The organism is Kitasatospora sp. NPDC052896 (assembly GCF_044547075.1).
Lineage (GTDB): Bacteria > Actinomycetota > Actinomycetes > Streptomycetales > Streptomycetaceae > Kitasatospora.
Window position 1 is genome coordinate 73,542 of sequence record NZ_JBITZU010000003.1, and the last position, 18,983, is coordinate 92,524.

The following is an 18,983-nucleotide window of genomic DNA, read 5'->3' on the forward strand; positions in this document are numbered from 1 at the left end:
AGGTCTTGTAGGTCTGTCTACATGAGAGGAGTGTGGCGAGGGATTACCGGGCACGGGCAGTCCCACTGCCGCATCCGCCCGAGCGGCCCGTCCCCGAAGGAGAGAGCATGCCGGCCACAGCAGCGTCTGTCGCGTCATCCACCGCGCGTCTCGACCACGCCTCCGAGGCCGTTCCCGGGGCGGCGCGCACGATCACCGGAACGGACGACCTCGTCGAAGTCGCGGCCGGGCTGGGCATCTCGGCGGACGACCTGACGAAGGTCTGCCTCGAGGACGCCCGTGGACTGTCCAAGGTGCTCTTCGCCCGGCTGCACGCGGCGGAGGAGGGCACCGCCGAGCACTCCTACGTCCGCGGCACGCTGGTCGAGTTGAACATGGCGCTGGTCAAGTACGCGGCCGGCCGGTTCCGGCACCGCAGCGAGCCGGTCGAGGACGTCATCCAGGTCGGCACGATCGGCCTGATCAAGGCGATCGACCGGTACGACCCGTGCTACGAGGTGGAGTTCTCGACCTTCGCGCTGCCCACCATCACCGGTGAGATCAAGCGCTTCTTCCGCGACACCGGCTGGATGGTGCACGTCCCGCGCCGGCTCCAGGAGCTGCGGCTGACCCTGGCCAAGGCCTCCGACGCACTGGAACAGGATCTGGACCGGGCACCGACCGCGGCCGAGCTCGCGGTCCACCTCGACATCCCCGAGCAGGAGGTGACCGAGGGGCTGGTCGCCTCCCGCGCCCAGACCGCCCGCTCGCTGGACGCCCCGGTCGTGGGCGCCGACGAGCAGGGCCAGACCCTGGCCGACCGGCTCACCGTCGAGGAGTCGGCCTTCGAGACCGTGCTCAACCTGGAGGCGCTCAAGCCGTTGGTCGCCGCCCTCCCGGAGCGGGACCGGGTCGTCCTGTCGCTGCGCTTCGGCGCCGAGTTCACCCAGGCCCGGATCGGCCATGAGCTGGGCATCTCGCAGATGCACGTCTCCCGTCTGCTGAGCAGGATCCTGGACGGTCTGCGGACCGCGCTCCTCGCCGAGGAGTGAGGACCGGGCGTCCCCGTGGCGCGGGCCGCACGGCGGGGTCCCACCAGGCCGTGCGACGAGCTCCCCGCCGGGTGAGCCGGCGGACCCGCGGGGTTCCCGCCGCTACTCCGCTCGAGTGACGACCGACGCCGGTGGCCCATCGCGGCGCGCCGTCGGACGGGCTGGGGGTGAGGATCGGCGCAACTGCCGCCCGACCTCCAAGGAGTCGATTTCCATGCTCGAGCGTATTCGGACCAAGAACCGGACCGAGGTCACCTTCGTCCTGCCCGCCGGCCATCCGGCCGGTGAAGCCAGTGTGGTCGGTGACTTCAACGACTGGCGGCCCGGCGCCCACCCGTTCGCCGCCCGCCCCGACGGCACCCGGGCGGCCAGCATCGTGCTGCCGGCGGACGAGCGGGTGGCCTTCCGCTACCTCGCGCACGGCGACTACTGGTTCGACGACGAGGCGGCCGACAGTCACGACGGTCGCAACAACGTCCTGCACACCTGACACCGGTGAGCGGCCCCGGGTGAAGAGCGCCCGGTCGGCGTCCTTCGGCGGTCGCGGCCCAGGCGGGGCCGCGACCGCGCCGGTCCCCGGGCGGGGCGGCCCCCAGTGCCAGCACGACCTGTTCCCATCCGCTCGCTCCGCGTGACACCGTCCGCGGTCTCGCTCCGATGCCGTCGCCCGGCCGGGATCCCGGGCGGGTAGCCCGGCCACCCCGGGGTAGGCGAGGGCGAGCCCGCTGACGGGGCCGCGGCCCCTGTCCGTCGCGGGCGGTGCGCCGACGCCGCCGGGAGCGGTCCCGAGTGACCTGCCCGTCCGGCACTCGTGGAGGGAGATCCGTCGTGGGCCTGTGGGCCGTCCTACGCATGCTCGTCATCGCTGCCGGCTCGATCGTCGCGGCGTTCGCGCTCAACCGGGGAGCCGAGTTCGCCGCACGCCGGCTGGCGCCCCGGCAACCCGCCCGTACGCCGCTTCCACTGCTGCGTGCCTGCCGCCGACCGCTCCAACTGGCCATCGCCTCCGGCCTGCTGCTCGGCGGCGAGAGCTGGGCGAGGTTCGGCCCGGCGACCCAGCGGGCGGTGCGGCACTTCCTGGTGCTCCTCGCCCTGGCGAGCTGCGCCTGGTTGGCGGCCCGGCTGGTCGCGTTGCTGATCGACACGAGCGTGCGGTTCTCGGTGCGGCGCCAGGACCCGAGCCGGGTCCGGCGGGTCCGCACCCAGGCCGGGCTGCTGCGCCGGATCTGCCAGGCGGCCATCGCGCTCGTCACCCTGGGAGCGATGCTGATGACCTTCCCCGCCGTCCGGACCCTGGGCACCAGCCTGCTGGCCTCCGCCGGGCTGGTCGGCGTGGTGGCGGGCGTGGCCGCCCAGAGCACCCTGGGCAACCTGTTCGCCGGCGTCCAGATGGCTTTCGCCGACATGGTCCGGATCGGGGACGTCGTCGTGGTCGGCGGCGAGTGGGGCACCGTCGAGGAACTCACCCTCACCTACGTGGTCATCGCCACCTGGGACCAGCGGCGGATCGTCATGCCGGTCTCCTACTTCGCCGGGCGGCCGTTCGAGAACTGGTCGCGCAACGACACCCGGATAACCGGCACCGCGCTGCTGCACCTGGACCACAGCGCACCGATGGCCGACCTGCGCGCCCACTTCGAAACCCTGCTGGCCAAGACCGAACTGTGGGACGGTCAGGGCAGCGCCTTCCAGATCGTGGACACCACGCCCTCCACCATCGTGGTCCGCGCGCTGATGACCGCCCGGGACGGCGGTGACGCCTTCAACCTCCGCTGCTACATCAGGGAGGAGCTGATCGCCTACCTGCGGGAGCGCCATCCGTACGCGCTGCCGCGGATCGGGCTGGCCCCCGCGCCGGACGGCGGCCGACCGACGGACCTCCACGGCCGCCCCTGAACCGCGGTGGCCGGCCACGGGGTCGTCCGGCGGCGGGGCCGCCCCGGCTGCCCGGGACGAGGGCCCGGGCGATCAGGCCGGGCCCGCCCCGGTGGTCCGGGACTCGATGAAGTCCTTGAAGCACTTCAGGTCGTCGATGACCTGCCGCTGGACGAAGCCCAGCGCGTCACCCACGGTCTCGACCAACCCCTGTGGGGCGTAGTCCAGTTGAAGCATCACCCTGCTCCGGTTCGGGTCGATCCGGTGGAAGGTGACCACCCCGGACTGGTGCGGCTCGCCGGCCACCGCGGTCCAGGCGATCCGCTCGTCGGGGAGCTGCTCGGTGATCCGCGCGTCGAACTCCCGTACCGCACCGGCGACCCTGACCACCCAGTGGGTCAACTCCGGTGCCGGACGGTCGATCCGCTCCACGCCGGCCATGAAGCGCGGGAACTCCTCGAACCGGGTCCACTGCTGGTAGGCCTCCGTGACCGGCACCGCGACCTCGATCGACTCCTCCACCTGTGCCATGGGTCCTCCTGGCGGACGGCTCCGCCGCCTCCCGGCGGATGCGATGTCGGGCGTCTGCCCCTTCGGTGGTCGGCCATGCCGCGCGACCCGCGTCGCGCCGGGCGGCCAGCATCCGGTGGCGTGCCCCAACGCCGTTAGCGGAAGGACGACATGACCGACCGTGAGATCCGGGACCGTGCGACGGCGGTCCGGCGGGTGTGACCGGAGGCCGGCCCGTCCGCCGCTCCTGGGTCGACGTCTCAGCCGGGTGCGGCGCCGGTGGACGGCGGCTCGGGCGGGTGGGGGTGCCACTCGGCGAGCAGGATGGTGGCGTCGTCGTTCAGGCGGCCGTGTTGGTGGTCCAGGATGGCGTGGACGAGCCGGCGCAGTGCCTCGGGGGCGGGTTCGCCGGCGGCGGTGGCTCGGACGATGGTGTCGATCAACCGCGGTTCGCCGAAGTACTCACCGCTGGCCGAGTGGGCTTCGGTGACGCCGTCGGTGTGGATGAGGATCCGGTCACCGGGTTCGAGCTGGGCGTGGTGGACGGTGCTGGGTGTGCTGTCGTAGCCCGGTCCGAGGCCCAGCGGGAGCTGGGACCGGCGGGTGAGGGCACCCGGGACCACCCGTTGGTGGCGGATGAGCAGGGGCGGGGGATGGCCGTGGTTGACCCAGGTCAGTTCGCCGCCGGTGATGTCGAGATCGGCGAAGACGCCGGTGAGCGGCCGGTCGGGGACCCAGCGGGTGAGCGCCTCGTCGACCGCGGTGGTGATGTCGACGAGCCCGCCGCCGCCCCGGCGGGTGGACCGGCAGCCGGCCAGTGCCACGGCGGAGGAGAGCCCGGACAGCAGGTCGTGGCCCATCGCGTCGACGACGGTCAGGTGCAGCCGGCCGTCGGTCAGCGAGTGGTCGAAGGCGTCGCCGCCGATCTCGTAGGCCGGTTCCAGCACGGCACTGGAGCTGACCTGCCGGGTGCCCAGGGTGCTCGGCGGCATGAACGCCCAGGCCAGCTCCGCCTGGAGGCTCATCGGGCGGCTGCGCACGGTCTGCAGGATCACGTCGCTGAAGTCGGTCTTGGAGACCACGGTCAGCGCGACCAAGGAGGCCAGCGCCTGGCACTGCGCGACGGTGGCGGCGTCCACCGCGGGTGCCGCGATCCGCAGCACCCCGATCCGTTCGATGCCGTCGACCAGCGGCAGCCACAGCACCAGCTCCGGGCTCGAACTCAGCCGCATCGACATCGTCCGGTAGGCCCAGCCGGCCAGGGTGCCGTCGATCGGCAGGGCGGCGGCCCGCTCCGGGGGAGTGGGTGGGGCGGGGCCGTCGGGCAGCTGGACCAGCCGCAGCTGCTGGACGTCGGCGAGGAAGACCGACGCGTCGCTGAGGCCCATCGCCCGGGCTCCCCGCCGGATCAGCGCGGCCAGCTCGCCGGGGGCCGTCTCGTGGGCCTGTTCCAGCAGCGTCGCGAGGAGCTTGCCGAAGCCCCGTTCCTCCATCGCCATCACCCGCCTGCCGGCCCCGCCGGGCCGGTACCGGGGTTGCCCACGGTACGCCGGGAAGCGGTGGGGCGGGCGCGCCGTCGTCCGCCACCCGGGTGAATTGGGGCGCCGCGGGCGCACCGGAGTCCGGCCGCCGCCCGGCCGAGTACCCGCCGGAGCGCGGGGCCGGCCCGGACGCCAATCGGCCGCGCCGGGTGCGGCTCGGCCGTGCGTCGGTTTGCATGGAAATCGGGATCCGCGGGCAGCTGCCCGGTGGCCCGGTGGTGCGACCCGGAGGCAGCGATGGCAGGAACCGACCCGCTGGTGCGAAACGTGCCGGCGGCTCCCTCGTGGGTGAGCCTGAGCGGGCACGACATCGCGGCGCTGCAGGCGTTCTACGGGCCGCTGCTCGGCTGGCGCTTCCGGCCCGGTCCGGGTGGCGTGGGCCCGCACGCGCTGGCCACCGTGGGGGGCCGGCTGGTGGCCGGGATCGTGCAGATCGCGGCCCGCTTCGAGCTGCCGGTCGCCTGGACGACCTACTTCGGTACCGAGGACGCGGACCGGACCGCCGCGCTGGTCCGGGACAGCGGCGGCACCATCGCGGTCGGCCCGCTCGACCTTCCGGGCGCCGGCCGGGTCGCCCTGGTGGCCGACCCGGAGGGGGCGGTCTTCGGCCTGTGGCAGGGCCGGGCCGGCCGCCCGCGCCCGCTCCGCCGGCCGGGCGCGCCGGTCTGGGCCGAGCTGCGTGCCCGGGACGCCTTCCAGGCCGCGGTCTTCTACGGCCAGGTCTTCGAGTGGGACCGCCGTGACCAGACCAGGTACGAGGTCCGCTACGAGAACGACCGGGTGGTGCTCCGGATCGACGGCCGGAGCACCGCCGCGATCTGCGGGGGCGCCACCGGCGCGGCCGACGAGCCGCTCAAGTGGCCGCACTGGCACATCTACTTCGCGGTCACCGACGCGGACGAGACCACCCGGCTGGCCGTCGAGCTGGGCGGCGAGGTAGCGGTCGCGCCCGAGGACTCCCCGTACGGCCGCATCGCGAGCCTGCACGATCCGCAGGGCGGTCTGTTCTCGGTGATCGCGATGGCCCCGGAGTACGCCGACTGAGCGCGGTGGCGCCGGGCGGCCGGTACTGCGAACCGGTGGCCGGAGCGGGCCACGGGTGTCGGATCGCCCTGCCGGTGGAAGGCGTGCGGGGGCAATCGGCCCGTTCGAGTGGGGAGTGCGTGTGGCAGGCGACGATTTCGTGCTGGACGTCAGCAGGATCCGGGATGAGGCCCGGCAGAAGATGGCGCAGGGCCCGGTCACCGAGACCTACGGCCTGGACCAGGAGAAGGTGATCTCGGTGCTGAACGACGTGGTCGCCACGGAGGTGGTGTGTTGGCTGCGCTACACCCGGCACGCGATCTCCGCGACCGGGATCGACCGCGCGCAGGTCGCCGCGGAGTTCACCGAGCACGCCGCGCAGGAGATGGCGCACGCGATGCGGGCCGCCGAACGGGTCTCCCAGCTGGGCGGTCAGCCCGACTTCGATCCGACCAGCCTGGCCCGGCGGGCGCACACCGAGTACACCACGCCGGCGGACCACGACCTGAAGGCGATGCTGGAGCAGAACCTGCTCGCCGAGCGGATCGTCATCTCCTCGTACCAAGAGATCGCCCGGTGGCTGGGGAACCACGATCCGACCACCCGGAGGCTGATCGAGTCGATCCTGGAGGAGGAAGAGGAGCACGCGGACGACCTCGTCGACCTGCTGGGGGCGGCGATCTGAACACGCGGTCGGGCGGGGGGACGCTTCCACGCCGCCCGCCCGACCGCTCCGGGGTGTGTCCCCGCGGCTGCCCCGTTCGTCGGAGGTGCCGGGCGCGGGCGCTACGGGAGTGGTTCGGCGTGCAGACACTGGGTGCGGTTGGGGCCCGGTTGATCGGCCAGGGGCTCCGCGATCCTGCCGTCCCTGATGTGGACCAGGAACGTACCGGAGTCGTCCGCGTACACGGGCTGGCCGTCGAATCCGGTGCGGGTGGTCAGGTGCACGATCACCACACGTGGCGGAGCGTGCGTCCCCGGTGTCCCCGGGAAGGTGATCGCGTACCGACGGATCGCGGGCATCACGTCCTCCAGGCGCTGAAGCGTGGCCCCCTGAGAGTATCGACGGTACTCTTCGGCGAAAGCCATGAACATGCCGCGTCGAGCCGGCGCCCTCACCTGGCTGTCGCACCAGGGTGAGGACGCCGGCGACCGAGTTCAGTGGCTCACCGCTCCGTTGCTCCCGGCCGGCCGCTGGGCGGTCCACCGGCTCGCATTCCGTGCCGGGAGTCGGATTGACGTGGCGTCATGCACCGGCCAGCCGGTGCTCACCCGCTCACCTGGCGCCCAGCTGCCGCAGGGCGCTCTGGTGGGTGATCCGGACGACCTCGTGCCAGAACGGCGCGGCGGTCAGGTACGTACCGAGCGCCGCCAGGATCCCGAGGGCCACGTCCACGCTGACCCGGCCCTCCTTCGCCCAGTACACGTCCTGCAGGTCCAGCAGCAGGGCGAACTCGTCGGCGATCAGCGCCGAGCCGATCCCGTAGCCGGCGGCGACCGCGGGATGCCCGACGGCCTGCCGGTCGCCTCGCACCGCGATCAGCCCCACGCCGGCCAGTGCGGCGATGCCGAAGTTGTAGTGGTGCAGGTGCCTGCCGCCCGCCGAGACGTTCCCCCAGGGCAGCCAGCCGCCCCGGATGCCGTGCGTGATCAGCCGTGTGGTGCCGAAGGTCGTGCCGAAGGCGATCCAGGTCACCAGCAGCGAGCGTTTGGTCGGCGGCAGGTGGTCGTCCACCGCCTTCCGCCAGCGCCGGACGAACTCGGCGTCCGGGACGTCGTCACACCGCCGGGGCTCGTCGACCTCCATGCGCTCCGCCTCTCCCTCGTTCCCGCCAACGACGCGCGTTCTCACCAACGACGTTAGGCGGAGCCGTCGGTGACAGCATCCGGAGGCCCGCTCTCCTTCCGCTGGATACCAGTCGCGGTGGACGGCGGCCCGGGTCCGGTCCATGAACCCGCCGGACCCGCCCGTTGTCCCAGCAGGCCCGGGCCGCCCGGGCGGCCGACGAGCGGACCAGGTCGGCCGAACTCGCCTGCCCGCCGGGCGCGGTGGAGCCGGCCCTCGCGCTCTCCCACGACCCGCTCACCCCGGCCCGGGCCCGGACGTTCCGGCTGCTCGCCCTGCCTGACGCGCCCGGCCTCGACCCGCTCGAAGTCGCGGGCCGCCGGGCGGCACGGCTTGCACGACCCGCTGTGGGCCCTCGCCCTTCAGCAGGGCGGCAGTTGGGACGCCCGAGTCGGCCGGCGCGCTGCGCCTGCTCGGGCGCCGGGCCGAGGCACCGGCCGCCGTCGAGGACGCGCTGGAGGCCTGTGACCCCGACCAGCCGGAGATCCACGACGACCTGGTCCGCGAGCGCAGCCTGATCCGCGACACGCCGGCCGGCTGACACGGGCGCGGGCCGGCTGGCCGAGGCGGCCAGGGCGAGCAGCGCGAAACGGTCGGTCGGTGGGGTGGGCGATCCCGGGCCGTGGGTGCTCCGGCCGACGCCGCGAGCGGGCCGCTCGCGCCGGCCGGCCGCATCCCGAGGCCGTACCGCCGGCCGGGTGGCGTGCGGGCGGCCCGTGGACGCCGGGACGCGCGGCGGGAATGCATCGCCCCCACCCGGGAACGGCCCGGCGAGGAGCAGGACGGAAGGGCGAAGGCATGGGACACGGCGGGAATGCGATCGACGAGCTGATGGCCGACCACCGCGAGGTCGAGCGGATGTTCTCCGGCATCGAGGAGATGCCGACCAGCGACCTGGCGCTGCGCGGCATGGTCGACGAGGTGACCATCGAGCTGGTGCGCCACGCGGTCGCGGAGGAGCAGTACCTCTACCCCGCGGTTCGTGACCACGTCGAGGGCGGCGCGCAGCTCGCGGACAAGGAGATCGCGGACCACGCCAGGATCGAGAAGCTGTTGAAGCGGCTGGAGCCGATGACCCCGAAGGACGCCGAGTTCCCGATGCTGCTCCAGCAGCTGATGGACCAGGTGACGGAGCACATCGGTGACGAGGAGGAGCGGCTGTTCCCGGCGCTGCGCGAGGCGTGTCCGCCGGCGATGCTGACGGACCTGGGGGACAAGATCCGGCGGGCCAAGGCGATGGCACCCACCCGGCCGCACCCGGCGGTGCCCACCACGCCGACCGCCAGCAAGCTGCTGGCGCCTGGTGTCGGGCTGGTCGACCGGGCGCGTGACTTCGTCAGCGGACGCGGCCGGAAGGACTGATCACCCGCGGTGATCGGCAGGTGCCGGGCCGGACCGTGACGCGGGTCATGCCGCCGGTCCGGCCGCCCGCCCGTGACGGCCACGTACCCTGGGCAGCCGCGCGCCGTCGGCGCGCCCGGCGCTCGCGGGCCGATCATGCACGGGCAGTAACGGAAGGCGAGCAGGTCTGAAAGACGGTTCGCCATGTCCACTGATCTCTCACCCGTCATAAGCACGGCCACCCGGTGGCTGCTGTCCGCCTACCCGGCGCCGCACGGTGCGCTCAGCCGGGCGCTGGCCGAGGCCCAGGCCCGGCAGGCCGCCACGGTCGCCGCGGCGCTGCGCTACCCGACCGGTCTGGACGTCGAGTTGCTGTACCTGCTCGGTCCCGGTGGCGCCGGCCGGTTGGACCGGCTCACCGGCGCCGACGGCCGGCCCGAGGCGCTGGCCGACTGGGCGTGGCGGACCTGGGTGGACGAGACGGTGGTGAGCTGGGCCGCGTGTCTGCTGGCGGACCCGCGGCTGGCGGCCGCGGCGGTGGCCGCGCTGGCCGGCACCGAGCACGGCGCCGAGCTGGCCGGGGACGCCTTCCGGCTGACCGCCCCCGGCGAGCACGACCACGACGCCGCGCCGCTGCTGCGCCACCCCGACCTGCTCGACCCGATCGCCGCGCTGCACCGCGCGGACCTGCTCGGCCTGCTCCGGATCGAGCCGGTCGAGGGCTGACACCGCCGCGCGGACGCCCGGCGCTTCGAAGAACCCCGCGAGTTCCCACCCTCGTGCGAACGTCCGAAAGTAACCCTTGGTAACCTCACGGACATATACTGTGAGGTAACATGCTCATGTCGCCTCGGGGGAGGGGCAGCAAGGGCGCTGCCCGCTGGGCGACTTCACCATGAGGGCTGGCCTCGCAACGCCGGCGAGCGCGCTCGCGCCGCCGAGGGATCCGCTGCGAAAAAGATCTGCCAGCCGGCGAGCAAGTGAAAGAGATGACGATGGTCTTCGACGCACGCGCCAGCCGCTTCGAGGCGCTCGGCGCCTATCTGCCGCCCGGCATCCAGTCCACACCGGAGCTGGTCGCCTCGGTGGCGGCCCACTTACCGGACCTCGACCTGGAGGGGATCACCGGCGTGGCGCAGCGCCGGGTGCGCGACCCGCGGCCCACGGCCGGTGAGGACTCGCTCGGCCTGGCGCTGAAGGCGGCCCGGGACGCGCTCGGCCACTCCCGCTACCACGCCGCCGACCTGGACGTGGTGATCTCGGCCTCCATCACCCGCTTCGTCAACGGCGACGACTTCTCCTTCGAGCCTTCCCTGGCCGCCGAGTTGGCCAAGGAGCTGGGTGCCCACCGGGCTGCCCACTTCGACGTCTCCAACGCCTGCGCCGGCATGATGACCGGCGTCCTCCTGCTGGACCGGATGATCCGGGCCGGCCAGGTCCGCAACGGCCTGGTGGTCAGTGGCGAACAGGCCACCCGGGTCGCGGAGACCGCCGCCCGGGAGATATCCGACAGCTACGACCCGCAGTTCGCCTCGCTCTCGGTCGGCGACTCGGCGGTCGCGGTCGTCCTGGACCTCGCGCGGGACGAGGCCGACCGGATCCACTACCTGGACCTGATGACCTGCGCCGAGTACTCCGAACTCTGCCTCGGCATGCCGAGCGAGCGGACCGAGGGCATCGCCCTCTATACCGACAACCGGAAGATGCACAAGAAGGACCGGCTGCGCCTGTGGCCCGCCTTCCATGGTGACCAACTCGCCAAGCAGGGGCGCACCTTCGCGGACGAGGGCTTCGACTACGTCGTCCAGCACCAGGTCGGCACCCGGTTCGTCGACTACGTGAACCGTACCGGGGAGGCCGAGTTCGGCACCCCGATGCCCGAATCCCTTTCGGTGGTGGAGGAGTTCGGCAACACCGCCTCCACCGCGCACTTCCTGGTGCTGCACCGGCACCTGAAGGCCGGGACCGCCCGGCGCGGCGCCAAGTACCTGCTGGTCCCGGCCGCCTCCGGGGTGGTCACCGGCGCACTGTCCGCGACCATCACCAACCTGGGGGTATGACCGATGGCGACTGTCATCAAGGCCGCTTCGACCAGCACCGCCCCCGCCCACCGCGCGGCGGCCGTGGTGCGGCTGGCCGGCCAGGCCGCCCGCGCCTGCCTGGCCGAGGCCCGGCTCTCCCCGGACACCGTGGGTGCGCTGATCAACGTGGGCGTCTACCGCGAGCACAACACCTTCGAGCCCGCCGTCGGTGCCCTGGTGCAGAAGGAGGCGGGCATCAACCTCGACTACCTCGCCCATCCGGTGCCCGGCGCCGCGTTCTCCTTCGACCTGATGAACGGCGCCTGCGGGGTGCTGAACGCCGTCCAGGTCGCCCAGGCGCTGCTGGACACCGGCAGTACCGAGCGGGTCCTGGTCACCGCCGCGGACGTGCACCCGAGCGGCCGTGCCGACCTGGACGACGACTACCCCTACGCCGACCTCGGCGGCGCGATGCTGCTGGAGCGCTCGGCCACCGCCGAGGGCGGCTTCGGTCCGGTCCGCTCGGCCCGCGCCGACCAGCCGTCGGCCACCGCCGGATTCCTGCGCACGGTCGGCATGGGGAGCAACGGCCGCCGCCGGATCACCGTCCGGCGCGAGCCGGGCTTCGCCGAGCAACTGCTCGACCTGGCCACCGAGATCGCGACCGACTACGCCTGGAACGAGGAACTCGACCTGCGGCGCACGCTGTTGGTCAGCTCCCGGCCGACCGCGGACTTCCCCTACCGGCTGGCCGCCCGGCTCGGCATGTCCGGCTCCAGCGTGCTCGCCCCGCAGGTGCCGGGCCCTGCGCGGGGCCTGCCGCACACCGCCGCCCCGATCCTCGGCTACCTGCAGGCGGTCGAGCAGGGGCTGCCCGAGGGAGTCGACCAGATCCTGTTCGTCGCGGCGGGCGCCGGGCCGAGCGCCGCCTGCGTCAGCTACCGGCCGCAGGAGCGGTGATCCGATGACCGTCGCGACGGAGCCGCTCAGCGGCGAACTGGGCCTCGCCGAGCAGTTGGCCCGCAACGCTCGGGCCTTCCCGGAGAAGACCGCGATCATCCATCCGACGGACGGCCGGGAACCCGACGGCCGAATATCCTACGGCGAGATGACGTACCGTCATTTGCAGTGCGAGGTCGAACTGTTGGCGGACGCGCTGGGCGGCATCGGGATCGGATCCGGCACCCGCACCGTGCTGATGGCCGCCCCCGGGCCGGAGTTGTTCGCACTGCTCTTCGCGCTCTTCCGACTCGGCGCGGTCCCGGTCGTGGTGGACCCGGGGATGGGAGTCCGGCGGATGCTGCACTGCTACCGCGCGGTGCGCGCCGAGGCCTTCGTCGGGCCGCCGGTCGCGCACGCGGTCCGGGCGGTGGGCCGGCGCGCGTTCGCCGATGTCCGGATCAGGGTCACCCTCGGGCGGCGCTGGGGCTGGGGCGGGCAGAGTCTGACCGCCCTGCGCACCTCCGCGCGGACCGGGCCGGCCGAGCGGCCCGCCGTCCGCGGCGACGACCTGATGATGATCGGGTTCACCACCGGCAGCACCGGCCCGGCCAAGGGCGTCGAGTTCACCCATCGGATGATGACGGCGATGGCCCGTGCCGTGCGGGCCGCCCACGCCCGCGACCGCTCCGAGGTCTCGCTGGTCACCCTGCCGCTGTACGGCGCGCTCGACCTGCTCTTCGGCTCCACCCTGGTGCTCGCGCCGCTCGCGCCGAGCCGGGTCGGCCAGGCCGACCCGGCTGCCCTGCTGGACGCCATGACCAGGTTCCGGACCAGTACGCTGTTCGCCTCGCCGGCCCTGCTGCGTCGGCTGGCCGAGCACCTGAGCGCGCACCCGACACCGCTGCCCGAGCTGCGCTGCGTGGTCTCCGGCGGCGCCCCGGTGCCGCCGGAGCTGGTCGCGACGCTGCGTCGGGTGCTCGACGGGCGGGCCGCGATCCACGTCACCTACGGCGCCACCGAGGCGCTGCCGATCACCTCGATCGAGTCCGCCGAGATCCTCGCGGAGACCGCCGCCGGAGCGTCGCTGGGCGCCGGCAGCTGCGTCGGACGCCCGGTTCCCGGCACCGAGTTGAGGATCCTGCCGGTCTCCGACGGGCCGCTGCGCGGCCCGGACGCCTCGCTGCCGGTGCCGACCGGCGCGGTCGGCGAGATCGTGGTCGCCGGCGAGTCGGTCAGCCGCCGCTACCACGCGGCGCCGGCGGCCGACGCCGCGCACAAGGTGGTGGAGCAGGGCGACGGTGCCGCGGAGCGGATCTGGCACCGCACCGGCGACCTCGGCTACCTCGACCCGGCGGGCCGGCTCTGGTTCTGCGGACGCAAGAGCCAGCGGGTCCGCACCCGGGCGGGTGATCTGCACACGGTCCGCTGCGAAGGGGTGCTCAACGCCCACCCGCTGGTCCGGCGCACCGCGCTGGTCGGCGTCGGGGCGCCCGGGGCGCAGCGTCCGGTGGTCTGCGTGGAGACCGAGCCGGGCGTCAGGGACGTCCAGTGGACCGCGCTGGTGGCGGAGTTGCGAGCGCTGGCGGCGGCCCGGCCGGAGACCGCCGGGCTGACGGTCTTCCTGCGGCACCCCGGCTTCCCGGTGGACATCCGACACAACGCCAAGATCGGCCGGGAACGGCTGGCCCGCTGGGCCGCCGGCCGGCTCGGCCCGTCCCGGGCCCGGGCCCTGCGCGCCGTCCCACTGGCGGGGTGGGCGTACCTGGCGGCGGGGCTGCTCCACCCGGTCGACCAGCCGGTGCTGGTCGCGCTCTGGTGGCTGGACGCCGTGCTGAGCGTGCTCGGGCACGCCGTACAGCTGCCGAAGGCGCTGTCGCGCGGGCGGGCGGCCGGCCGGAGCCCGGGCGCCGCCGCGGTGCTGACCATGCTGTACGGCGCGACCTGGTGGCGGTTGCTGCCCGCGGCCGGGGCGGAGGAGGCGCGATGAGCGGGGATGACGGTGTGCGGACCGTCCTGGTGACCGGCGCGTCCGGGTTCCTGGGCGGGCACCTGGTGGACGGCGCGCTGCGGGCCGGACACCGGGTCCGTGCCCTGGTGCGGTCCAGCAGCGACGTGACGCGGCTGCGCGGCCTGCCGGGGGTGGAGCTGGTCCACGGCGACCTGGGCGACGCCGAATCGCTGCGGCACGCGGTGGCCGGGGTCGACGTGGTGCAGCACAGCGCCGGCCGGGTGGTCGACCACGGCACCCGGGCGCAGTTCACCGCGGAGAACGTCCGCGGCACCGAGTGGCTGCTGACCGCGGCTCGGCAGGCCGGGGTGCGCCGGTTCGTCTTCGTCAGCAGTCCCAGCGCGCTGATGGGACCGACCGACGGCGACCGGCTGGGCATCGACGAGCGGACGCCCTATCCGGACCGCTGGCTCAACCTGTACTCGGAGACCAAGGCCGCCGCCGAGCGGTTGGTCCTGGCGGCGAACCGGCCCGACTTCTGCACGGTCGCGCTGCGCCCGCGCGGCATCTGGGGTCCACGCGACCGCTCCGGCTTCCTGCCCCGCCTGGTGGGCCGGATGCTCGCGGGCCGGCTGCCGGACCTGTCGGGCGGCAAGCGGGTGCTGGTCTCGCTCTGCCACTGCGACAACGCGGTCGCCGCCGTGCTGCGCGCCGCCGAGGCGCCGGCCGAACGGGTCGGCGGGCGGCCGTACTTCATCGTGGACCGGGAACAGACCGACCTCTGGGCGTTCCTCACCCGGCTGGCCGAACTCCTCGGTGGTCGGCCGCCGACCACCAGGCTCGCACCACCGGTTCGCGACGCGTTGGTTTCGGCCGTCGAACTGCTCTGGTTGATACCGGGGTTGGCCGCGCGATGGGAACGCCCGCTCAGCCGCTACGCGGTGGCGCTGCTCACCCGGTCGGCGACCTACCGCACGGCGGCGGCGGAAAGGGACTTCGGCTACCGGCCGGTGACCGACCAGGAGAGCGGGCTGCGCGGGCTGCTGGACTGGGTCGAATCGATCGGCGGGGCGAGGGAGTTCACCAGTCCTTCGGGCTCATTCGGGTCCGCCGGCGGGTCGGGAGGGCGGCGATGAACGGATCCGAGCGGCCCTTCCGACGTCCGGTGTCGGCGACCGAGTGGCTCTACCTCGCCGCCCACCGGCTCGGCAGTGCCATGACCCTGCAACTGGTCGTCGAGGGGGAGGGGAGCCCCGAACCCGACGCGCTGCGCGCCGCCGTGGCGGCCGCCGCCGAGGCCTGCCCCGGCTCCCGGCTGGTCCGGCGGGGCCGCGTGTGGGTGGACTCCGGGCGGCCGCCACGGGTCCGGGTGGCTCCGCCGGGCACCGAACCCGACTTCGGCGCGGGTGCGTTGGCGGCACGACTGGACCTCGGCCGGGAGCCGGGCTGCGAGGTCCTGCTGCTGCCACAGACGGCGGGGCGGCCGACCGCGCTCGTCTTCCGTGCCTTCCACGGCGTGATGGACGGGCACGGCGCGCGGCTCTGGATGGGCGAGGTCTTCCGCGCCCTGCGCGGTGAGCCGGCACGCGCGGTGCGCTCGCCGCTCACCGACGACCGGCTGCTGGTGGAGCTCGGCGCCGCCGGGCGGCGGCGCCCGACGCCGCTGCTCGACCAGCGCTCCCCGCTGTCCGCGGGGGGACCGGCCGGCGGGCGGCCGCGCGCGGACGTGGTCGCGTTGTGGCGGCGGCGCACGTTGCCGGGCCGCCAGCCGTGGTTGACCGCCCGGCTGGCCCAGGCGGTCGCCGACGCCGCCGGGACGGCCCGGGCGCCCCGAGCCCGCGTCCTGGTCCCGGTCGACCTGCGCCGCCACCGCCCCGAGGTGGCCGCCACCGGCAACCTGACGCTGCCGGTCTTCCTCGACCTGACGGCGGGGGAGCCCTGGCGTCGCGCCAACGCGCGACTGCTGCGGGCGCTGGCCGAACAGCGGGAGCTGGCGGGCGGCTTCGAGTCGGCGCTGGCCCGGCTGCCGCTGCCCGTCGCCACCGCGTTGCTGCGGGCCGGCCGGGCGGCGGCGGTGCGCCGGGACCGCCACCTGGCCTCGGCGATCGTCTCCCACCTGGGCCGGATCGACCCGGCGGACTGCTCGGGCGGCGGCTTCACCGCCCGTTCGGTGCACGCGTTGCCGGTGCACGCGCCGTTGGTGCCGGTGTCGTGTGTCGCGATCGAGTTGCCGGACCGGACCGAACTGGTCGTCGGCTGTCAGGGGCCCGGCCCGGTGGCGGAGTTGTCCGCCCGGGCCGACCGTCTGCTGGACCGCCTGGCCGGGGTGACGCCCGGGGTCGCTCCCCGGCCCGCCACGACGCCCGTGGGAGCGGACGGGGCGGCCACCGTGGTCGGGCTGTTCCGCCGCCAGGCCGCGCTCCGGCCGACCGCCCCGGCCCTGGACGGGCCGGAAGGGCCGGTCAGCTACCGGGAGTTGGACCGTCGATCGGATGCCGTGGCCGCCGAACTGCTGCGTCGCGGCATAGCGCGCGAGGCCGTGGTCGGGTTGCTCGTCGACCGCGGCACCGCGGGCGTCGCGATGCTGTGGGGCATCCTCAAGGCCGGTGCCGGCTATCTGCCGCTGGACCCACGTCACCCGGCCGCCCGGATCAGCGAGACGCTCCGGGAGTCCGGAGCGGCAGCACTGTTGACGGAGCGTCAGTTCGCTGGGCGACTGGATGCGACACCCTGCCCGGTGCTGCTCGGCGAGGACGTTCCCGCCACGCCGCCCGGTCTCGCCCTGCCGGACCCCGCGCCCGAGCAACTCGCCTACGTCATCCACACCTCGGGCTCCACCGGCCGCCCCAAGGGCGTGCAGATCGAGCACCGCTCGCTGCTCGCCTTCGTCCGCTGGGCCGCCGGGCTCTGCCAGGTCAACGACCGCACCCGGTTCGCCTTCCTCTCCTCCTACGCCTTCGACATCTCCTGCTTCCCGCTCTTCCTGCCGCTGCTGGCCGGCGGCACCACCGTGCTGGTCCCCGGCGAACCGAACCGCCCCGCGCTGCACGCGCTGCTGGCCCGCCACCGCGCGGACACGCTCGCCGTGACCCCTGCCCACCTGGACCTGGTCGAGCACTTCGACCTCGACCTGTCGGGTCTGCGCACCCTGCTGGTCGGCGGTGAGCGGTTCACCCTGGCCGCCGCCGAGCGGGCCCGGGCCCGGCTCGCGCCGGACTGCCGGATCGTCAACGCGTACGGGCCCACCGAGGCGAGCGTCGCCTGCCTGGCACACGTGTTGGACGGGACCGAGCGAGGCCCGTCCGTGCCGATCGGGCACCCCGGCCCGGCCGCGCGGGTCGAACTGGACGAATCGGCCGACCCGGTGCCCGGGATCGGCGAAATCCTGGTCTCCGGAGTCCAGTTGGCCCGCGGCTACCTGGGCCGCCCGGAGCTGGACGCCGAGCGGTTCCAGGTCGGCGCGGACGGTGTGCGCCGCTACCGGACCGGTGACCTCGGCCGCCGACTGCCGTGCGGTGCCATCGAGTTCGTCGGCCGGACGGACGAGCAGCTGAAGATCGCCGGGCACCGGATCGAACCCGCCGAGGTGCGGACGGCCCTGGAGGCCCAGCCCGAGGTGCTGCGGGCCGCCGTCACCGTGCGGGCCCGCCCGGGGGGCGGGCCGGCGCTCTGCGGGTACGTGGTGACCGGGCCGGACGCGACCACGTCCGGGCCCGCGCTGCGTGACCGGCTCGCCGCCCGGCTGCCGGGGCACCTGGTGCCCGCCGTGATCGTGCCGGTCGCCGAGCTGCCGACCACGGTCGGCGGCAAGACCGACTTCGCCGCGCTGCCCGACCCGTTCGCGACACCACGGCCCGTGGCCGTCGCGCGGCCGACCGGTGGTGACGTCGAACAGCCGACCGGCGGCGACACCGTCACCGAGCGGGTGGCCGTGCTCTGGGCGCGCACGCTCGGCGTGGACCGCCGGACGGTCGACGGCCGTAGCGACTTCCAGCAGCTCGGCGGTGACTCGCTGGCCGTGCTGGAGATGCTCGCCGCGGTCGCCGGGGAACTGCTCGGACCCGCCGACACCGACCGTCTGATGGCCGAGATCGGCGACTCACTCGCGGAGTTGACCCTCGACCGGGTCGCGGGTGCGGTCCGCCGGGCCCGCCGGGAAGGCCGGGTGCGGGCATGATCTTCGTCGGCCGCGGCGCCCTGCTCCGGCGGGCCGTCGCACACGCGCTGGGCACCGGTCACCGCGTCGACCTGGTCGTCTCGGACGATCCGGCCGACGCCGGCACCACGGCCGCGCCGTACCTCACCACCACGGACGTCAACGCGGCGGCCGGGCGGCTGCTCGACCGCTGCACCGACGGCCTGGTCTGGTCGGTCAACAACCGGATGATCTTCCGTGCACCGCTGCTCGACTCCGGCCTGCGGATCCACAACGTGCACAACGGCCTGTTGCCGCAGCACCGCGGCCTGCCCGCCGCGGCGGTCGCCTTCGCGCTGCTGCACGGCGACCCCGAGTACGGCGCCACCCTGCACCGGGTGGACGCCGGCGTGGACACCGGCCGGGTCCTGGCGGAGCTGCGCTTTCCGATCGCCGCCGACGCGCGGTACCACCAGGTGTTGCTGAGCGGCGTGCAGGCCTGTCACCAGCTGTTCCAGCGCTCGCTCGGCGCCCTGGCGGCCGGCCACGACCCGGAACCGCCGGTGGTCCGGTCGCCCGCCGCGCCCGGGTACTACGGCCTGCGGGCGCTGCGCGAGCTGGGCCGGTACGTCGCGCACCCGGCGTTCGAGCGGGCCACCGACCTCGGCGTCACGGCGCCCTTCGTGCCCGAGCTGGCCGAGGCGCTGCGCTCGCTCGGCAGGAGTCGGCCCTCTTCGGAAGTGTGATTTCCAGCCTATTGACGTTTGTTC

17 protein-coding genes are annotated in these 18,983 nt (G+C 74.2%); 13 read left to right on the forward strand and 4 right to left on the reverse strand.

Annotated elements, in window-relative coordinates; translation table 11 throughout:
• Positions 1-107: 107 nt before the first annotated feature.
• The 3 genes from ACIGXM_RS09005 to ACIGXM_RS09015 all read left to right on the forward strand — a co-directional run bounded on the left by ACIGXM_RS09005 (position 108) and on the right by ACIGXM_RS09015 (position 2,927).
• The gene (locus ACIGXM_RS09005) at positions 108-1,031 is read left to right on the forward strand and encodes a SigB/SigF/SigG family RNA polymerase sigma factor (protein WP_396558463.1); all 924 of its coding nucleotides are present in this window, start codon (positions 108-110) and stop codon (positions 1,029-1,031) included.
• A gap of 214 nt (positions 1,032-1,245) precedes the next feature.
• A complete protein-coding gene (locus tag ACIGXM_RS09010) occupies positions 1,246-1,521 on the forward strand; it encodes an isoamylase early set domain-containing protein (RefSeq protein ID WP_396558465.1) in 276 nt (91 codons plus the stop codon).
• Positions 1,522-1,883: 362 nt separating this feature from the next.
• Entirely contained in the window at positions 1,884-2,927 is a 1,044-nt protein-coding gene (locus tag ACIGXM_RS09015; protein WP_396558467.1) for a mechanosensitive ion channel family protein, read from the forward strand.
• A gap of 72 nt (positions 2,928-2,999) precedes the next feature.
• Here the strand turns inward: ACIGXM_RS09015 and ACIGXM_RS09020 are convergent, their stop codons facing one another.
• Complete coding sequence (locus tag ACIGXM_RS09020) at positions 3,000-3,437, reverse strand: SRPBCC family protein (RefSeq protein ID WP_396558469.1); 438 nt, start codon at positions 3,435-3,437, stop codon at positions 3,000-3,002.
• 239 nt (positions 3,438-3,676) lie between these two features.
• A complete protein-coding gene (locus ACIGXM_RS09025) occupies positions 3,677-4,909 on the reverse strand; it encodes a PP2C family protein-serine/threonine phosphatase (RefSeq protein WP_396558471.1) in 1,233 nt (410 codons plus the stop codon).
• Between the two features lie 285 nt (positions 4,910-5,194).
• On the opposite strand from ACIGXM_RS09025, the gene ACIGXM_RS09030 reads away from it, so the two are divergent.
• Entirely contained in the window at positions 5,195-6,001 is an 807-nt protein-coding gene (locus tag ACIGXM_RS09030; RefSeq protein ID WP_396558473.1) for a VOC family protein, read from the forward strand.
• Positions 6,002-6,182: 181 nt separating this feature from the next.
• On the forward strand, positions 6,183-6,665 hold the full coding sequence (locus tag ACIGXM_RS09035; RefSeq protein ID WP_396559145.1) for a ferritin-like domain-containing protein: 483 nt from the start codon (positions 6,183-6,185) through the stop codon (positions 6,663-6,665).
• Between the two features lie 101 nt (positions 6,666-6,766).
• On the opposite strand, the gene ACIGXM_RS09040 is transcribed toward ACIGXM_RS09035, so the two are convergent.
• The gene (locus ACIGXM_RS09040) at positions 6,767-7,003 is read right to left on the reverse strand and encodes a DUF6296 family protein (RefSeq protein ID WP_396558475.1); all 237 of its coding nucleotides are present in this window, start codon (positions 7,001-7,003) and stop codon (positions 6,767-6,769) included.
• Between the two features lie 253 nt (positions 7,004-7,256).
• The gene (locus ACIGXM_RS09045) at positions 7,257-7,787 is read right to left on the reverse strand and encodes a hypothetical protein (protein WP_396558477.1); all 531 of its coding nucleotides are present in this window, start codon (positions 7,785-7,787) and stop codon (positions 7,257-7,259) included.
• Positions 7,788-8,624: 837 nt separating this feature from the next.
• Here ACIGXM_RS09045 and ACIGXM_RS09050 point away from each other — a divergent pair.
• From ACIGXM_RS09050 to ACIGXM_RS09085, 8 genes are all read left to right on the forward strand, one after another.
• Positions 8,625-9,188 (forward strand): hemerythrin domain-containing protein, encoded by a 564-nt coding sequence (locus tag ACIGXM_RS09050; RefSeq protein WP_396558479.1) that lies wholly within the window; start codon positions 8,625-8,627, stop codon positions 9,186-9,188.
• Positions 9,189-9,371: 183 nt separating this feature from the next.
• Positions 9,372-9,893 carry a hypothetical protein gene (locus ACIGXM_RS09055; RefSeq protein ID WP_396558481.1) on the forward strand — a complete coding sequence of 174 codons (522 nt, stop codon included), beginning with the start codon at positions 9,372-9,374 and terminating at the stop codon, positions 9,891-9,893.
• Positions 9,894-10,162: 269 nt separating this feature from the next.
• Positions 10,163-11,227: a 3-oxoacyl-ACP synthase III family protein gene (locus tag ACIGXM_RS09060; protein WP_396558483.1), complete on the forward strand. Its 1,065-nt coding sequence runs from the start codon at positions 10,163-10,165 to the stop codon at positions 11,225-11,227.
• Between the two features lie 3 nt (positions 11,228-11,230).
• The gene (locus ACIGXM_RS09065; protein ID WP_396558485.1) at positions 11,231-12,148 is read left to right on the forward strand and encodes a hypothetical protein; all 918 of its coding nucleotides are present in this window, start codon (positions 11,231-11,233) and stop codon (positions 12,146-12,148) included.
• A gap of 4 nt (positions 12,149-12,152) precedes the next feature.
• Positions 12,153-14,117, forward strand: coding sequence for a fatty acid CoA ligase family protein (locus tag ACIGXM_RS09070; protein WP_396558487.1), 1,965 nt, complete (start codon positions 12,153-12,155; stop codon positions 14,115-14,117).
• The gene (locus ACIGXM_RS09075) at positions 14,114-15,214 is read left to right on the forward strand and encodes an NAD-dependent epimerase/dehydratase family protein (RefSeq protein ID WP_396558489.1); all 1,101 of its coding nucleotides are present in this window, start codon (positions 14,114-14,116) and stop codon (positions 15,212-15,214) included. Before ACIGXM_RS09070 ends, ACIGXM_RS09075 begins: the two co-directional genes overlap by 4 nt.
• Positions 15,211-18,255: an amino acid adenylation domain-containing protein gene (locus ACIGXM_RS09080; protein ID WP_396558491.1), complete on the forward strand. Its 3,045-nt coding sequence runs from the start codon at positions 15,211-15,213 to the stop codon at positions 18,253-18,255. Before ACIGXM_RS09075 ends, ACIGXM_RS09080 begins: the two co-directional genes overlap by 4 nt.
• On the forward strand, positions 18,252-18,959 hold the full coding sequence (locus ACIGXM_RS09085; RefSeq protein WP_396558493.1) for a formyltransferase family protein: 708 nt from the start codon (positions 18,252-18,254) through the stop codon (positions 18,957-18,959). The genes ACIGXM_RS09080 and ACIGXM_RS09085 overlap by 4 nt, the downstream gene beginning before the upstream one ends.
• Positions 18,960-18,983: the final 24 nt, after the last annotated feature.

Bases quoted from the DNA above. Each gene is read 5' to 3' on its own strand.
- ACIGXM_RS09070 (WP_396558487.1), top strand. From the start codon at position 12,153: ATGACCGTCGCGACGGAGCCGCTCAGCGGCGAACTGGGCCTCGCCGAG.
- ACIGXM_RS09080 (WP_396558491.1), top strand. From the start codon at position 15,211: ATGAACGGATCCGAGCGGCCCTTCCGACGTCCGGTGTCGGCGACCGAG.
- ACIGXM_RS09015 (WP_396558467.1), top strand. From the start codon at position 1,884: ATGCTCGTCATCGCTGCCGGCTCGATCGTCGCGGCGTTCGCGCTCAAC.
- ACIGXM_RS09035 (WP_396559145.1), top strand. From the start codon at position 6,183: ATGGCGCAGGGCCCGGTCACCGAGACCTACGGCCTGGACCAGGAGAAG.
- ACIGXM_RS09020 (WP_396558469.1), bottom strand. From the start codon at position 3,437: ATGGCACAGGTGGAGGAGTCGATCGAGGTCGCGGTGCCGGTCACGGAG.
- ACIGXM_RS09085 (WP_396558493.1), top strand. From the start codon at position 18,252: ATGATCTTCGTCGGCCGCGGCGCCCTGCTCCGGCGGGCCGTCGCACAC.
- ACIGXM_RS09030 (WP_396558473.1), top strand. From the start codon at position 5,195: ATGGCAGGAACCGACCCGCTGGTGCGAAACGTGCCGGCGGCTCCCTCG.
- ACIGXM_RS09010 (WP_396558465.1), top strand. From the start codon at position 1,246: ATGCTCGAGCGTATTCGGACCAAGAACCGGACCGAGGTCACCTTCGTC.
- ACIGXM_RS09055 (WP_396558481.1), top strand. From the start codon at position 9,372: ATGTCCACTGATCTCTCACCCGTCATAAGCACGGCCACCCGGTGGCTG.
- ACIGXM_RS09060 (WP_396558483.1), top strand. From the start codon at position 10,163: ATGGTCTTCGACGCACGCGCCAGCCGCTTCGAGGCGCTCGGCGCCTAT.
- ACIGXM_RS09005 (WP_396558463.1), top strand. From the start codon at position 108: ATGCCGGCCACAGCAGCGTCTGTCGCGTCATCCACCGCGCGTCTCGAC.
- ACIGXM_RS09065 (WP_396558485.1), top strand. From the start codon at position 11,231: ATGGCGACTGTCATCAAGGCCGCTTCGACCAGCACCGCCCCCGCCCAC.
- ACIGXM_RS09040 (WP_396558475.1), bottom strand. From the start codon at position 7,003: ATGCCCGCGATCCGTCGGTACGCGATCACCTTCCCGGGGACACCGGGG.
- ACIGXM_RS09025 (WP_396558471.1), bottom strand. From the start codon at position 4,909: ATGGAGGAACGGGGCTTCGGCAAGCTCCTCGCGACGCTGCTGGAACAG.
- ACIGXM_RS09045 (WP_396558477.1), bottom strand. From the start codon at position 7,787: ATGGAGGTCGACGAGCCCCGGCGGTGTGACGACGTCCCGGACGCCGAG.
- ACIGXM_RS09075 (WP_396558489.1), top strand. From the start codon at position 14,114: ATGAGCGGGGATGACGGTGTGCGGACCGTCCTGGTGACCGGCGCGTCC.
- ACIGXM_RS09050 (WP_396558479.1), top strand. From the start codon at position 8,625: ATGGGACACGGCGGGAATGCGATCGACGAGCTGATGGCCGACCACCGC.